Origin of the sequence: Hydrogeniiclostridium mannosilyticum (assembly GCF_003268275.1) — a bacterium.
In the GTDB taxonomy this organism is placed as follows: domain Bacteria; phylum Bacillota; class Clostridia; order Oscillospirales; family Acutalibacteraceae; genus Hydrogeniiclostridium; species Hydrogeniiclostridium mannosilyticum.
In genome coordinates, this window is record NZ_QLYR01000001.1 from 959,816 (window position 1) to 975,069 (window position 15,254).

Here is a 15,254-nt window from a genome sequence, read left to right on the forward strand (position 1 = left end):
ATAATCCGGCTGTAAGAAACGTTTTTCCCATCGAATTTTGCTTCATGCATTGGAGGAGTGCACGTGGAAAAGAAAAAACTGTTTGTCGTCTGTTCCAGCCATTTGGACCGGGAATGGTATGTATCCTATGAACAAACGCGCATCTATATTGACGGCGTAATCAACCGCGTTCTGGATATTCTCGCCCGCCAGCCCGACTACCGCTTCATGCTGGACGGCCAGACCAGCGTTCTGGAGGATTACCTTGAGATCTACCCGGAGCGCGAGGAGGAAATCGCCCGCTTTGTCCAGGAGGGCCGCCTGCTGATCGGCCCCTGGTATATCCAGCCGGACGAATGCCTCCCCATTGGCGAGAGCATCGCCCGCAACCTGCTGCTTGGTGAAAAAATCTCCCGCCGTTACGGCGAGCCGATGAAGGTCGGTTATGTGCCGGACGCCTTCGGGCATATTTCCCAGCTGCCGCAGATCTTCACCCAATTCGGCATTCACAATGCCTTTATGTCCAGGGGCTGCCCGCCCGGGACGCGCGGGACTTCATTTGGAAGGGAGCCGACGGCAGCGAGCTCACCGGCATGTATTACCCGTACGGCGCCTGCACTATTATGGACGGCGCTCATATGCGCAAGGGCATCCGCCTGGTTGAAAACGCACAGGAATTTCAGGATAAAATCAAGGAGGCGGAGAACATGGCCGGCTACCAGCCGGTTGCTCCTTTCACCCTGCTCACCTTCAACGGCGACATGCTGCCGCCGCCGGAGGACCCCGCCGCGCTGGGCGTCCCCTCCTATGACAACCTCTCCGACTGCTTTGCCTTAAGCGCCCAATACCGGGATCAGTTCCAGACGCTGGAGGGCGAGCTGCGCGAGAGCCCGGACATCGTCTACAACCTACAGGACACGCTCGTCAGCCGTGTTTATTTGAAGCTGGAAAACCAGCGCGCGCAGGATTCGCTGATCCGCTTTGCAGAGCCCCTGAACGCCCTAGCCTTCGGCGCGACGAAGAAGTACCCCGCCGGGTTCCTGGCGAAATCGTGGAAATACCTGCTTGAAAACCATACACACGACGGCATCTGCGGCTGCAGCGGCAACGACGTGTGCAGCGAAATGATGACGCGCTTTCAAAAGAGCCGCAATATCTCCGACACTTACGCGCGGGTCGCCCTGGAAGCGCTCGCCGCTCAGACAGACACACGTTTTGCGGCGGCAGAAAACGGCTACGGCACGCTTGTGGTCTTTAACCCGCAGCCCTTTGCCGCGGATGAGCCCGTCTGCGTGGAATTTGTCTACCCCTCCAGCGAAGCGCCGGAGGCCTTCCGGGTTACCGACAGCGACGGCCATGCCTGCCCCTGCCAGATTACCGCCGCGCGCGACCGTGAATTTATCCGCTCCGACTTTAAGAGTGTGCAGCATTTTGCCAAGGACCGCGTATTCCAGGCCGTGCTTCAGGCCGGTCCGCTGCCCGCCTTCGGCATAAAGGCTTTTCGTCTGGAAAAGGCCGCCGCCAACGAGAACGCGCCCGAGGACGCACTGCTGGTCTCGAAAGAAAGCCGCACAGTCGAAAACGCTTACATTACCCTTTCCGTTGCAGACAACGGCACCCTGACTCTTACCGACAAGGCCACCGGCTATGTTTACCGGGACCTGAACTACTTTATTGAAGAGGGCGACGGCGGAGACGCCTATATCTTTAACCAGATTCCCGGCGGTTCCGTTCATGACAGCCGCAGCCTGCGCTGGGATATTGAGTTCCTTCAGGACGGCCCGCTTCAGGCCGCCTGCCGTTTAAAGGCGGAGTGGGAGCTGCCGTTTGAAATGACCGGCCATGCGGCCGGGCGTTCCGCCCAGGTTGTGAAAAACTCCCTGGAATACCTGGTGCATGTTTATGCCGGCAGTCCTGTCGTGCGCATACAGCTGCATGTAGACAACCGCTCCAAGGACCACCGGATCCGCGCCTATTTCCCCACCGGCATTCAAAGCGACCACGTCTGGGCCGACGGGCAGTTCTCCCTGGAGAAACGCACCGGCTCCCGCCTGCACGGCACCATGCCTCAACAGACTTTCTGTGCCGTCAGCGGTGAGCAGCGCGGCCTTGCCATCTTAGAAAAAGGCCTGCACCAGTACGATTACCTGGACGACGGCAACGGCACGCTGGCGCTTTCCATTATCCGCGGGCAGGGGGCCCTCTACCGCGGCTTCTTTGAGCGCTACAACGACGAGTATTCCGAGACTCAATGCCTCGGCGGCTTCGACATGGAGTATGCTATTTATCCCTTTGCCACCCAGGGCGGGGCGCTGCCGGACATTGTTCTGCAGAAGGCCGCTCAGTTTAACACCGGCCTCCGCAGCACCCAAACCGGCAGCCATGAGGGGCGCATCCCCGCCTGCCAGAGCTTCCTGGCGCTGGAAGAGGGCGGCCTGCAGCTCTCCTCCTTCAAGCTTTCAGAGGACGGCAGTCGTATTGTGGCCCGTTTCTACAACCCCCGCGCCATATCCGTCCAGGCACGCCTGGCCCTGGCGCTTCCCGTTGACAGCGCCGTGCGCATGAATATGCACGAGGATGTGCTAGCAGCCTTGCCCGTCACAGACGGCCGGCTCGCGTTCGAGGCCGGTCCCTGCGAAATTGTTACCCTTGGCTTTGACGGCGTGTTTTCTCCCTTGGAGCGTTGACCCGCCCCTAACGCCTTGACGACAGCTTAACCTACAAACAAAATTCCTGATTTTTAAACTATCGGTTTAAGGATCAGGAATTTTATGGTATAATGGCAACAAGCTTTCAGCTTGTTGCCGGAAGCCCTCCCGCGAGCTGCCGCCGGAGCTCCTCCGGCCCTCAGCCGCTTTGAGCGTAAACCAGCCGGGGACAAAAACTCTGCTCCTTATGGCAAATATTTTCAGAAAAATAATCTATAATAACCTATAAATCTTTTTCAGCGCTTTATCTCCGCGCCCGGGGCCGAATCATACCGGCCTTTATAAAGCGCTGCCTGATTTGCTTTTTAGAGGCAGGCAGCCCACGCCCCTAAAATATTTTTTTGCACGGCAACTTTTCAGGGGCGCACAGCGTCTAAAAAAGGTAAGCGCGGCAAACGAAGCCCACGCCGCGGGTAAAAGGCTCTTCTATTTTAAGAAACTAAGGTAAGGATGGGGTATGATGAGCAAAAATGGAGGAAAGCCCAAATATATGAAGGGCGAGGACGGCCGTAAGCCGCTGAACAAGCTTTTGGTTATTGCCGGTATCGGCCTGGGCTGCTGCCTGCTGGCAGTATTGGGCGTTTTAGCTGTAAAGGCAGTCTTTCCGCCGGACAGCATCGTGCTTTCATCATCGCCAGCGCAGGAAAGCTCACAGCAGCCTTCGTCCACAGTGGAGGAGGCCTCTTCAACGGATCCGGTTTCCTCCGAGCCGGAGGAGCCTTCAAGCGCCGCGGAGGAAAGCCGGCCGGTTTCCTCCGCCGAAGAGCCGGAAGCCGTCCCAAGTGCCAGCGCCACGGCGCCGGTGAAGCAGGGCGATTTTTCCGATGCGCTGTTTATTGGGGACAGCCGAACGGAGGCGCTGAACGTCTACGGCGTGGTACAGGGCGCTTCGTTTCTGTCAAATAAGGGATTGGCGGTAAACACCATCTTTACCAAAGCATCCATCCGCACCGGGTCCGGCATGGCGACGGTAGCCGATGCGCTGCGGCAGGAGCCGCAGCATAAACGGGTATATATTATGCTGGGGATCAATGATCTGGGCTGGCCAAGTATGGAGACCTTTACCGGCAATTACAGCAAGCTAATCGATGCCGTCCGCTCCAGCCAGCCAAACGCCACCATCTATGTGCAGTCCATCCTGCCGGTATCCAAAAAGAAATCCGATTCCGACCCCGTTATTAACAACGCCAACATCAATCGCTTTAACGAGCAGATTCAAAAAATGGCGGAGGAAAAGGGGGCTGTCTACCTGGAGGTCAACAAGGCCCTGATGGACAGCGCGGGGGCCCTCCCCGCAGGGGCGGCGACGGACGGCATCCACCCCAACGTAGACTATTGCAGGAAATGGGCTGAATACCTGAAGGCCAATGTAAAATAGACAGAAAGAGGTTATTTATAATGAAATTGAAAAAAAGATTGACGGCGATTGCCGTAACGTTACTGGCAGGCGCGCTCATGCTGGCGGGGCTGTCTGCCTGCCAGCAGCAGGACCCGCAGGCTTCCGGCCCGGCTGTACAGAAGGAGCCGGCCGGGCAGGCCGCCGCCCTGGCGGATAGCCTAAGCAAGGGGATCCCGTTCCAGGACCAGCTGACGGCAATGGACGGGGAAAAGGCCCGTGAGGTCTACCTGCTGGATGCGGATGCCGTAACGGAGGGCAAGGTTTATGTAAGCACCGGCGCAACCGCCGAGGAAATCGCCGTTTGGTATGCAGCCAGCCCCGAAAAGGTCGATATTGTAAAAAAAGCCCTGGAGGAACGCATCGATTATCAGCGCACAGGCTTTGAGGACTATAACGCACAGGAATTGACAAAGCTGAAAAACCCCGTTTTAGAGGTTAAGGGTCAGTATGTCATTTTGTGCATCTCAGACGACAACGAAAAGGCAAAATCCATTATTGACAAGGCCTTTTCCTGACCAGGTGCAAATTCGGCCCGCCTTTTAAACCGGGCGAGATATAAGCCCGAAAACGGAAGGGGCCACGCCAGTGCGCAGGGAAGAATTTGAACGCTACATAACGGAGAATCAGGAGCGGTTTTACCGGCTCTCTTTTAGCTATACACACAATCCGGATGCAGCGCTCGACATCGTTCAGGAGGCCGTTCTAAAGGGCATTGCCAAATTTTCCACCCTGCGGAACCCGCAGTATATGCAGACCTGGTTTTACCGCATCCTGGTAAATGAATGCGTGTCCTGGTACCGGCGCCACGGCAAGGTGCTACCAATGGAAACAGCCGTACTGGAGGAGCGGGGCCCAGGCACAATGGAGGACCCCCAGGCCGTACAAGCGGCGGTTATGGACCTGCGCCACGCGCTGAAAGCCCTGGACCCCAAGCTTCGGGCCGTGGTCGAGCTTCGATTTTTTGAGGACATGAAGCTGGAGGAGATCGCAGCGATTATGCATATGAACCTGAGCACGGTAAAGTCGAGGCTTTATAAGGCGCTAAAGCTGCTGCGGCTTGATTTAGAGGAGGAGTAGCATGAAACCGGATTCAAAACAGCGGCTGCGGCAGGCCCGGAAATGCTATGAGGAAACGCCCGTGCCAGAGGCGCTCCCCTACCTGGTGCGTTCCTGCCTGCGTGAAAGGCCCCAAAAGACTAGATGGGCCCGCGTAATGGCGCCCGCCCTTGTGTGCTTATGCTTTTTATTCGTCACCCTGCTCAATTGCAGCGAGGTGTTTGCGCAGACGGTCTCTCAGGTGCCGCTCCTCGGCGAAGTGGCAAAAATCTTTACCTTTCGCTCCTATTCCGAGAAGGATCCGATGAAGAATATCGACGTGCGGGTACCCGCCCTCTCCCAAACCGGAAACACAGCGCTTGAAAAACGCGTAAACCAGGAAATTCAGACAAAAATCGACGGCATCGTCGCCAAGGCCAAAACCCGTGCGCAGCAGGAGTGGGAGGCCTACCGTGCAACGGGCGGAAGCGCCGGGGACTTCATGCCGGTAATTGTCACCGTGGATTATTCCGTAAAATGCTCCAACCAACAAATTCTCTCGTTTGTGCTGGAAAGCACGGAGGTCCGTGCCAGCGCTTATACGCAGCTGTTCTGCTACAACATTGACATGGCAACCGGCAACGACCTGACTTTGCAGGATCTGCTTGGCGACGGCTACGAGGAACATGTCAACGCCTCCATCCGGCAGCAAATCGCGCGCCGGGAGGCCGCCAACCCGGACTTGGATTACTTTGAGGGCGAGATGGGCTTTCAGGGGATCAAGCCGGACCAGAGCTTTTTTATCAATGACCGTGGGAACCCGGTGATCGTCTTTGAGAAATATGAGATCGCACCGGGCTCTATGGGCATTCAGGAATTTGAGATTACGCCATGATGCCTTCTCCGCGATCCGGGCTTGCGGCCCCGATGTCAGCGCGCAGGCTCCGCCGGCACGGACTTTCGGAGAAGCCCTGTGCCCGTGACGGAGAAAATGATATACTCAGCGGGATGCCGGACGAGAGCGGTACCCGCTTTTTTATTTTCCGCTGCATTTTTCACAGCGGGTCAGGCTTTGTGCCATTATGCGCCGAATGATAAAAGGAGGCCAAATGAAAATTCACAACCCCGTCCGGTTTAAATTTCTGCTGCTGGCTCTCATCCTGCTTGTAACCTTTATCAGCTCACAGCTGATAAAGGCCGCAAGAACCGAGCAATACAAGGACTGGGCCCCGGCCCCCGGCAGCTTTTTAAAGCAGGAGCGCTTGAAGGATTTCCGCACCCGGGTTTACTACGCCTACACGGTAAACGGCAAAGACTATCGGGGAAGCGAAATTTACCACAGCTCAACCAGCAGCTGGCCGGATGCCGGCGCCGCGGTAGCCGTGTGGTACGACCCCGAGGCCCCCGCGCGCTCCTCATACCATAAACCTGGTCCTGGCCTGGACCCCTACGCGCCCTATTTTTTAGCCCTTCCCATCTGCGCGGCGATCCTGCTGAAAAGCCCCAGGAGCAGGCCAGCGGCGGGTTAACGCTGAAGAAATCCGTCAAATACAATTCCCTGCGGCCCGGCGTACTGATATGCCTGGCCGGATTTATTTTTATGCGTTTTCCTTTTTCGCAAACACCCGGCCCGTTTCAAACGTCTTAATAAGCAAAGGGAGGGTTGTAATGTGTTGATCGACACAGCGTACCGCAAGTACAGCGGGCCAATGCTGCAAGCTATGATCCGTTTTTCCCGCGACGAGACAGCGGCAAACGACGCGGTTTCGCAGGCATTTACCCAGGCGCTGGTCAACCGCGCCATGCTGGAGGCCATGCCCGAACCGGCCATGAAGGCCTGGCTATATGCGGCGGCGCGCAATGCTTTGGTCGACATGAAGCGAAAAGAGGCGCGTCTCGTTTCGCTGGAGGGCTCCTCCCCGGCAGAAATCCCGTTCAACGACCCCAGCGACCGGATTCTGGCGGAGAGCATGCTCAGCCGTCTGCCCCCCGGGCTGCGGGCCCCTGTATACCTGAAATATTACCGGGGCTTCAATTCTGCTGAAATTGGGCAGGCCATGCATATTCCCGCTTCCACCGCACGAACCAGGCTTCGGACCGCGTTGGGGCTCATGCGTGCAATGATGAAAGGAGACTAACCATGTTTGAACAGCTTTTACAGCAAAACCGCCTTAATATCAGCTGCGAGGTCGCCTGTATGGTACGCGACCATGCAAATTTTCTGGATCAATACGAAAGCATCAACCTCGCCTGCGGTGCCTACATTGCCTCCAGCGCCGTTAACGCAAAGCTGCTGACCAAGGGCGCGAATATCAGCTGTGGAAATTCCATCATTACGGATTTTCAAGGAGAATTTGTGCAGATGCCGGGCGGTACGTTTGAGGACGGCGCGGATTTCAGCGGCAAATTCCTGATTGTAACAGGCGACGTCATCCTCAAGGGCAACGGCATCCATATCTTCGAAAACGCGGAGAGCGTTGTTGTAACCGGCACGGTCTATTACCCCGCTTCCTGCAGCCAGGATCCGCTGGCCCGCGTCAATGGGGGCAAGCGGCCTTATCCAGACAGCTCCGTCATCCTCCTGGGGGATCACACCCCCGGCGGGATCCTGGCTGAAACGCCGGAACAGGAGCGGCAGGTCTGGGTTGCCGGCGAGGTGTCCGCCTTTGAGGAAGACGACTTAAAGCAAGCGGTGAAGCGCGGCCTGCACATTGCCTGCGACCGCCTCTTTATGCCCGAGGGCCTCCACGGCCGGTATGCCGCTTTGTTTGAGACCCCATGCTGTACGCTGGTTCCGGATGGCTACACCGTGACGGGCCCGCTTACCCTGAACGAGGCCACGTCGGTGCTGTATGGCAAAAAACTCTATGTGCGCGGCTCGCTGCTGATTGAAAAGAAGGACGCCCGGTACCTCGATGAATTTGAGTCCATCCTGGTCAAGGGCTGCGCCAGCATGCCATCCGCCTGCGCCAAGGCCTTTAAGGCGGTAGGCGAAGCAGACAGCTACCAGATCTATGAGGGGCGTCTTTACCAAATCAACGGCTGGGAGCTGTTCTCCCACGACCGCCTCAAGACCATGGCCAGCAGCGGCGACAAGATCACCCTGACCGTCAACGGCTTTGCCATCTTCGCCGGGGATGTCACCGCGGAGGACATGGAGGCCATCGCCTCGCTGAGCTGCAACGGTTTTTTGGTGATGCCCGGCGTGGCGCAGGGAGCCATCTCCCAGCGTATGGGAGCCGTCAACGGCTTTATTGTGGATGCGGAGGGAATCGAGCAGATGACCGGCCTGACGCTGCAGGACTTGCTGCGGCAGATCGCCGGCAGTTCCCAGCCGGACAACGGCGGCAACATCTGCACCGAGGTTTACATGATGAGCTAACACAGCCGCACAGGAGCCCCGGCCGCGGCCGGAGCAGCGGCTATAAAAGCAGCCCGTACCCGGAAATTGCCAGAAGCGATTTTTCCGGGTACGGGCTGTCTTGCGCAAAAATGTGCGCGGCGCGCGGAGGGTAGGCAAGGCTTTCAATTTCCCCTATTTCTTTTTTGCCGAGGGGATGATCTCCTCGTGAAAAAAGTAATTGACGACAATGGGCGGTTCCTCAAACGGACGCTTTACCGAATCGTCATTGCGAACATAGAGCAGGCCCTCTTCCCTGGTAAAACGCCGCATTTCTTCATCCAGCATGGCCCAATAGCTGCGGTCGCCCTTCTTGTAAACGGCCTCATAAAGCGGTGCAAGCCCGGTATATTTTTCCGCAATATAGTCTAATATTACCGTCTTGTAGCCGCCCCGAAGATTTAAATTTTCAAGCCACACCAGGTTGCAATGGCTTTTCGCTTTTCTAATAATAGCCGGAACGTCTGTAATACCGGGGAAAATCGGAGAAATAAAGCAGGTTGTCCGCACGCCTGCGTCGTGAAATGCTTCCATCGCCGCCAGACGCCGTTCAATACTGACAGCTTCGTCCATATCCTTCTGAAATTGTTCATCCAGCGTGTTCACCGACCAGGATACCCGGGCGTTCGGAAAGCTTCTGATTAGCTCCAGATCGCGCAGAATAAGGTCTGACTTTGTGGCAATGCTGACCGTGCAGCCGCTGCCCTGCATTTGCTCCAGCAGCGCCCTTGTGCGCCTGTATTTTTCTTCCAGCGGTTGATACGGAATGGATCTCGCCGGCTATGGAGCTGTTTCTCCGGCTGCTTCACGCCGGAAAAAACGTATATTCTATTTAAAAGCCAGGGGGAGCTTATGAAAATTATTAAATATCAAGACAAGTATAAAAACGCGTTCATTCAGTTAAATTTAGCCTGGATCGAACGCTTCTACAGGGTGGAAGAATCCGACATAAACATGCTTGAGCACATCGACGATCATATTCAAAATGGAGCAATGGTATACCTTTTACATAAGCCTGTTTCTTGGGACATAAACGCCAGAAACGGGTTTTTTTATCCTCATTCAAGCCATAAAACATGAAATATCACCAATTTTTATTGTGATTATAAGCATACGTATTACCAAAGTATAAAGCTTTTTAGCAATAGCAGAATGTTAGGCCTTTAGGCCGCAAATTTTCGGATCATTCGGCGTTATTGCTATTTATCCAGCATTGTTTTTATTATTTGGCCGGTTTTAGTAAGATTTATATTGCTATTTCACAAAATGATTGTTTATTATTTTATCGGCTTATTCCATAGAAGTCAAGGCTTGTCGCATATTTTCACAAAAAAGAGCACAATCCTGCCTTTTGCATAGTTTTTACAGCGCAGGGCTATGCTTTGGGGCAGATCGTATTGACACAGGAAAAGACACGGTTTATGATAGAAAAAGAATCGCCCCCCTGAAATTTGCGGGTGATTTTTATATACAAGACGGTTAGTTATAACTAACTAGTTAAAAAAGAAGCATGAAAAGGAGTTGGTTTATAATGGGTATCGCCGCCATAATTTGTATATTCGTTATGATTGTGGTATTTTCCGTTCGGAGATATGCCAAAAAGCTGGTTTCGAGCTGCTGTGGGGGAGAAGATGGATTGCTCAAAGGAGCCCCGGGCGGCAGAGCAAAAGGTTACCCTTTTTTAAAGCTTTTAGAGATTGACGGAATGACCTGCATCCATCGTGCGCGGCGCCTTGAGCATGCCCTGAACGAGCTGGACGGCGTGCGAGCTGAGGTGGATCTGAGCAAGGGAACAGCGGCAATTTATATGCAGGAGAGGCTTCCAGATGCCGCGCTGCGGGCCGCTGTTTGCCGGGCAGGCTGCACGGTGGTTGGCGCCGGTGCAGACGTACCCGCGGCGAAAACCGGAGAAGAAGGCACCTGAGGAACCCGTACGCCCGGACAAGGCCGGGCTATTCACACCAACGCCGGCAGAATATGGCGCTTCGGCTTGGAATATTTACGATTTTACGGCTTTAAATAATTTTTTTTGCGGTGCCCTATAATTCGACAAAATTACCAAAAAATGAAAGCTATAATAAATTACGAAGTGAATAAAATTCACAAATTATAGGGGGTATTGAGCCATGAATTTAAATATTCTGGAAAAAGATTTAAAACGGCTGCGTGTCAGTGTTGGCCTCACCCGTGCAAAAATGGCGGAGCGGCTTGGCATCAGCAAGAAAGTCTACACTTATTACGAAAACGAAAGGTCTGTTATGCCCATACCGGTTATTTGGCGGGTTAATCAGTTGTTTGGCGACTTCCTGCCTGCCTTGGAAAAAAAGCAGGCGGAAATACTTTGTGCCCCGGGGCTGAAGGCTGCTCGCTAGGCTGGATAGGCTGGCAGGGGTGTGCGAGGAACCTTTTATGAGCGCGGGGTTTATGCGCTCCTTTCCGCCTTTATATTGTAACGCGGTTTACTGGAACAAGAGGACAAAAGCAGAAGGATGTGCCAAAAAAGGCACATCCTTCTGCTTTTAACATGGTGAATATAATAAACGAAATGATCACGCCAACGCCTTTCGGACAGCCTCCAGGTAACCGTAGCCGTACAGGTCGTCCGGCTGCAGGTAGCTGGTCTCCGTCCACTCGTTCCAGCTGTTCAGCGTAATCAGCGGAGTCCGGCCCGGATGCGCGTCCACATAGGCGCGCGCCATGCGAACGGCCTCTTCTACGGCATCCGGGGTATTGTTTTTGACGACGCCGGGGCGAAACTCCATGAAGCGGGGATTGTTGTCCCAGCCCACGGAGATGTGCGGGTAGTAGGGAACCGGGGACCGTTCGTCAATCATGGCCCATTCCTTTTGCACATCCCGCAGGATCTCCCGGTAATCACGGTCGATATTGGCGAAATGTGCAAACTGGTAATGGGTGATGCTGTCAAAGCCCAGTGATGAGATGACCTCCCACGGGGACAGGGAATGGTCGCCGCCGTCCACGCCGCTCAGGTTGACCGCGTTGTTCGACCAGAAGATAAGCTGTAGGTGCAGGCCGGGAAAGCCCGCTCGGACCGTCTGCTCGCGGAACCAGTCCAGTGCGCGGCGGGTGTTTTCGACCCCGCCCAGGCCGCGGATCAGGTTGGCGGCATCATAGACGGCATAAACCGGCTTGCCATCAATTTTATAATAAGAGGGCTGGGAGAAATAGCGGCCAATGGTGCGCAGCGCGATCTGCTCAAAGCTGCTGCGGTCCACCGCGCCGTCCCAGATTTCGCAGTCCTGCAGGCTCGAATTGCGGATATCCCACGTATAGTTGACGCTGTGGTTTGCCCACATCAGGTAGAATTTTACCCGGTCGTTATTCCTGGCCTTAAGATAGCCGTTGTTGAGGCACTGCTCCAGAAACGGGCGGTTTTCATACCAGTACCAGTCGTAAATAAAGACATTGACGCCGTGGTCGGCGGCGGCGGCGATCTGGCCCTCCATCACATAGGGGTCCGCCTCGTTGACATAGCCCCACAGCGGCTTTCTGGGCCAGTTGTGCCCCGGGTATTTGGAAACCGAATTTTTAACGGACTGCCATTCGCCAATCCCCTCAGGCCAGAAAATTTTTGTGCGGGGCTCGTCGCCCGTATAGGCCGGCCAGATATAGGCGGCTACATCATAATTGCTCATTGACGGCAACTCCTTTTTAACGGCGGACAGCACAGCCGCCGCTTTCTTTTTGATTCAGGCCTATTATAGCAGGGAACCCCGCGCTTTTCAAGAAAAGGAAGCGGGTAAACAATAAAAAACGGGCGCCCCAATCCGCCCCTGCGGGCAGTATTGGCAATTGCCGGCAGCGCAAGGAGAAAACAGGTTGCCGCCGTATGGCCGGTGTGCTATAATGGCAGCAAACCGAAGGCTTGTTGCAGGGCGCGCCTTGCTGCGAAAGTAAGACGGCGGCGGATAATATTCTGAAAGAATGGGGGGACCCAGCAATGGAGGAAAATAGAATGAATACGCCCACATTGGAGACGGAGCGCTTGATTTTAAGAAAATTTACGGAAGATGACCTGGAGGCTCTTTATCAAATATACAGCGACGAGGAGGTGAACCGCTTCCTGCCATGGTTCCCGTTGAAGAGCATGGATGAGGCAAGGACGTTTTTTGAAGAACGGTATGCGGCAACATACACGCAGCCACAGGCCTATGCCTATGCCATCTGCCTGAAAAAGGACAATTACCCGGTAGGCTATATCAAGGCCGATATGGAGGAGCACCACGATTTTGGCTACGGCCTGCGGAAAGAACTCTGGCATCAGGGCATTGTCACGGAGGCCGGGAGGGCGGTTGTAGCGCAGGTTAAAAAGGACGGGCTTCCCTATATTACAGCCACCCATGACAGGAATAACCCCCACAGCGGCGGCGTAATGAGAAATATTGGTATGCGCTATTGCTATTCCTATGAGGAACGGTGGCAGCCCAAGGATTTCTTAGTCACCTTTAGAATGTATCAATTAAATCTTGACGGAGACGAAGAACGGGTATACCAAAAGTATTGGCAGGCTTCGGCCGTCCATTTTATTGAAACAGATTTATAAGGGCTCCTATAACGGCAGGGCTTCGCGCGTGCGCCCCGCCGCCGGAGGCTCAAGGCGGGAGGGCCCCGAAACGGGCGTCCGCCTGTTTTTTTGCGCCGGAGGATGCTTTTGCCGCAGCAGATAAAAATGAACAGGATTTTTCGTGAATATCGCCTCTCATCTCTTGCTAATAACCGTAAAATATTTTATAATAAAGTAGATTGCCACACAAAGTCTGAAAGTCAAGGATCAAAAAATCGAAAGGAGTACCGTTATGAATTATTCCCACGAAGTGGAACAAATGTGTACTATTGCAAAGGGCCCCCATCATGGCCCTGCTCCGATCCCGGAGGAAGGAAAATGGGTAAAGGCTTATGAAATCAAGGACATTTCTGGCCTTTCACACGGAATTGGCTGGTGTGCTCCGCAGCAGGGTACCTGCAAATTGACGTTAAATGTGAAGGACGGCATTGTAGAAGAAGCTTTGGTAGAGACCATCGGCTGCTCCGGCATGACGCATTCCGCAGCAATGGCGGCGGAAATTCTGCCCGGCAAGACGCTGCTTGAGTGCCTGAACACCGATTTGGTATGCGATGCCATCAATGTCGCCATGCGCGAGCTGTTCAAGCAGCTTGTATACGGCCGCAGCCAGACGGCCTTCTCAGAGGGCGGCCTGCCGGTTGGCGCCGGCCTGGAGGACCTGGGCAAGGGCCTGCGCTCTCAGGTCGGCACCATGTTCAGCACAAAGGCCAAGGGTGTGCGCTACATGGAAATGGCCGAGGGTTACGTGCTGAAAATGGCCCTGGATGAGAACGACGAGGTCATTGGCTACCAGTTTGTGAAGCTGGGCAAGATGCTGGAGGATATCCGCCACGGCATGAGCCCGGACGAGGCGTATAAGAAGAACATCGGCCAGTACGGCCGCTTCGACGGCGCCGCCAAGTACGTAGACCCCCGTGAAGAATAAGCTGACAAAGCAGAAAAAGGAGGACGAAACTATAATGGCTAACGATGTTAAATTTGAAGGCAAAGAAAGAAGAATGGCCAAAATAGAGAAGTGTCTTGCTGAGTATGGCCTTGCCAGCCTCGAAGACGCTCGTGATTTGTGCCTTTCCAAGGGTATAGATGTAGATAAGATTGTCAAGGGCGTACAGCCCATTGCATTTGAAAATGCCAGCTGGGCCTACACGCTGGGCTCCGCCATCGCGCTGAAAAAGGGCGCCGCTTCCGCCGCCGATGCCGCAGAGGCCATCGGCATCGGCCTGCAGGCGTTCTGCATTCCGGGCTCTGTCGCCGAAACCCGCAAGGTCGGCCTGGGCCACGGCAACCTTGGCGCCATGCTCCTGCGCGACGAGACAAAATGCTTCGCGTTTCTCGCCGGCCACGAATCCTTCGCGGCGGCTGAAGGCGCCATCGGCATCGCCCGTACCGCCAACCGTGCCCGCAAGGAGCCGCTGCGCATCATCCTCAACGGTTTGGGCAAGGATGCGGCCTATATCATCTCCAGAATCAACGGCTTTACCTATGTAAAGACGGATTATGACTTCTATTCCGACGAGCTCACGGTCGTGGAGGAGCGCGCCTTCTCCGACGGCGAGCGTGCGGCGGTTAAATGCTACGGCGCCAACGATGTGCTGGAGGGCGTTGCCATCATGAAGCATGAGGGCGTGGACGTCTCTATTACCGGCAACTCCACCAACCCGGTGCGTTTCCAGCATCTGGTTGCGGGCACCTACAAGAAGTGGGCGACCGAAAACGGAAAGAAGTACTTCTCCGTTGCATCCGGCGGCGGCACGGGCCGTACGCTGCACCCGGACAATATGGGCGCGGGCCCTGCTTCCTACGGCCTGACGGACTCCCTCGGCCGTGTGCACGGGGATGCCCAGTTTGCGGGTTCTTCTTCCGTGCCCGCACACGTGGAAATGATGGGCCTGATCGGCATGGGCAACAACCCCATGGTCGGCGCCACCGTGGCCTGCGCTGTGGCGGTTTACGAGGCAAAATAATAGCGGCCTGAGGCCGTGTAAATATGGTTTATCACAGGAAAGGAGCTGCCCCGCGGGGCGGCTCCTTTTTGTTTGCCGCCGTGCTCCCCGGCAGAAGGCCTTCCGGCCTATTTTGCTTTAGAATCGCGTTGGTTAAGGGGCGGCGCGTTTTTTAAAACGATAGGATTTCAGTAAGACGTACGGT

At 55.1% G+C, this 15,254-nt stretch carries 16 protein-coding genes; 14 read left to right on the forward strand and 2 right to left on the reverse strand.

Annotated features, from left to right (window positions below):
* Window positions 1-63: 63 nt before the first annotated feature.
* The 9 genes from DPQ25_RS15015 to DPQ25_RS04545 all read left to right on the forward strand — a co-directional run bounded on the left by DPQ25_RS15015 (window position 64) and on the right by DPQ25_RS04545 (window position 8,503).
* Complete coding sequence (locus DPQ25_RS15015; RefSeq protein ID WP_242978218.1) at window positions 64-816, forward strand: glycoside hydrolase family 38 N-terminal domain-containing protein; 753 nt, start codon at window positions 64-66, stop codon at window positions 814-816.
* Entirely contained in the window at window positions 741-2,666 is a 1,926-nt protein-coding gene (locus DPQ25_RS04505; RefSeq protein WP_242978231.1) for a glycoside hydrolase family 38 C-terminal domain-containing protein, read from the forward strand. Before DPQ25_RS15015 ends, DPQ25_RS04505 begins: the two co-directional genes overlap by 76 nt.
* A gap of 481 nt (window positions 2,667-3,147) precedes the next feature.
* The gene (locus DPQ25_RS04510) at window positions 3,148-4,065 is read left to right on the forward strand and encodes a GDSL-type esterase/lipase family protein (protein WP_177576834.1); all 918 of its coding nucleotides are present in this window, start codon (window positions 3,148-3,150) and stop codon (window positions 4,063-4,065) included.
* Window positions 4,066-4,085: 20 nt separating this feature from the next.
* Complete coding sequence (locus tag DPQ25_RS04515; protein ID WP_112331943.1) at window positions 4,086-4,601, forward strand: DUF4358 domain-containing protein; 516 nt, start codon at window positions 4,086-4,088, stop codon at window positions 4,599-4,601.
* 70 nt (window positions 4,602-4,671) lie between these two features.
* Complete coding sequence (locus DPQ25_RS04520; RefSeq protein WP_112331944.1) at window positions 4,672-5,163, forward strand: RNA polymerase sigma factor; 492 nt, start codon at window positions 4,672-4,674, stop codon at window positions 5,161-5,163.
* A gap of 1 nt (window position 5,164) precedes the next feature.
* On the forward strand, window positions 5,165-6,016 hold the full coding sequence (locus DPQ25_RS04525) for a DUF3298 and DUF4163 domain-containing protein (protein WP_112331945.1): 852 nt from the start codon (window positions 5,165-5,167) through the stop codon (window positions 6,014-6,016).
* Window positions 6,017-6,230: 214 nt separating this feature from the next.
* Window positions 6,231-6,650, forward strand: a complete 420-nt coding sequence (locus DPQ25_RS04535; RefSeq protein ID WP_177576835.1) for a DUF3592 domain-containing protein — start codon at window positions 6,231-6,233, stop codon at window positions 6,648-6,650.
* 141 nt (window positions 6,651-6,791) lie between these two features.
* The gene (locus tag DPQ25_RS04540) at window positions 6,792-7,259 is read left to right on the forward strand and encodes an RNA polymerase sigma factor (protein ID WP_112331948.1); all 468 of its coding nucleotides are present in this window, start codon (window positions 6,792-6,794) and stop codon (window positions 7,257-7,259) included.
* Window positions 7,260-7,261: 2 nt separating this feature from the next.
* The gene (locus tag DPQ25_RS04545; protein WP_112331949.1) at window positions 7,262-8,503 is read left to right on the forward strand and encodes a hypothetical protein; all 1,242 of its coding nucleotides are present in this window, start codon (window positions 7,262-7,264) and stop codon (window positions 8,501-8,503) included.
* 153 nt (window positions 8,504-8,656) lie between these two features.
* Here DPQ25_RS04545 and DPQ25_RS04550 read toward each other — a convergent pair whose 3' ends face one another.
* Entirely contained in the window at window positions 8,657-9,289 is a 633-nt protein-coding gene (locus DPQ25_RS04550) for an SPL family radical SAM protein (protein ID WP_330409838.1), read from the reverse strand.
* Window positions 9,290-10,157: 868 nt separating this feature from the next.
* On the opposite strand from DPQ25_RS04550, the gene DPQ25_RS04560 reads away from it, so the two are divergent.
* Complete coding sequence (locus DPQ25_RS04560; RefSeq protein WP_177576836.1) at window positions 10,158-10,445, forward strand: heavy-metal-associated domain-containing protein; 288 nt, start codon at window positions 10,158-10,160, stop codon at window positions 10,443-10,445.
* Between the two features lie 202 nt (window positions 10,446-10,647).
* Complete coding sequence (locus DPQ25_RS04565) at window positions 10,648-10,893, forward strand: helix-turn-helix domain-containing protein (RefSeq protein WP_112331953.1); 246 nt, start codon at window positions 10,648-10,650, stop codon at window positions 10,891-10,893.
* A 177-nt stretch (window positions 10,894-11,070) separates the two neighbouring features.
* Here DPQ25_RS04565 and DPQ25_RS04570 read toward each other — a convergent pair whose 3' ends face one another.
* Window positions 11,071-12,177: a glycosyltransferase WbsX family protein gene (locus tag DPQ25_RS04570; RefSeq protein ID WP_112331954.1), complete on the reverse strand. Its 1,107-nt coding sequence runs from the start codon at window positions 12,175-12,177 to the stop codon at window positions 11,071-11,073.
* A gap of 305 nt (window positions 12,178-12,482) precedes the next feature.
* Here DPQ25_RS04570 and DPQ25_RS04575 point away from each other — a divergent pair, with 305 nt between their 5' ends.
* The 3 genes from DPQ25_RS04575 to DPQ25_RS04585 all read left to right on the forward strand — a co-directional run bounded on the left by DPQ25_RS04575 (window position 12,483) and on the right by DPQ25_RS04585 (window position 15,070).
* Entirely contained in the window at window positions 12,483-13,085 is a 603-nt protein-coding gene (locus tag DPQ25_RS04575) for a GNAT family N-acetyltransferase (RefSeq protein ID WP_242978219.1), read from the forward strand.
* Window positions 13,086-13,338: 253 nt separating this feature from the next.
* Window positions 13,339-14,031 (forward strand): iron-sulfur cluster assembly scaffold protein, encoded by a 693-nt coding sequence (locus DPQ25_RS04580; protein WP_112331956.1) that lies wholly within the window; start codon window positions 13,339-13,341, stop codon window positions 14,029-14,031.
* A gap of 34 nt (window positions 14,032-14,065) precedes the next feature.
* Window positions 14,066-15,070, forward strand: coding sequence for a GGGtGRT protein (locus DPQ25_RS04585; RefSeq protein ID WP_112331957.1), 1,005 nt, complete (start codon window positions 14,066-14,068; stop codon window positions 15,068-15,070).
* Window positions 15,071-15,254: the final 184 nt, after the last annotated feature.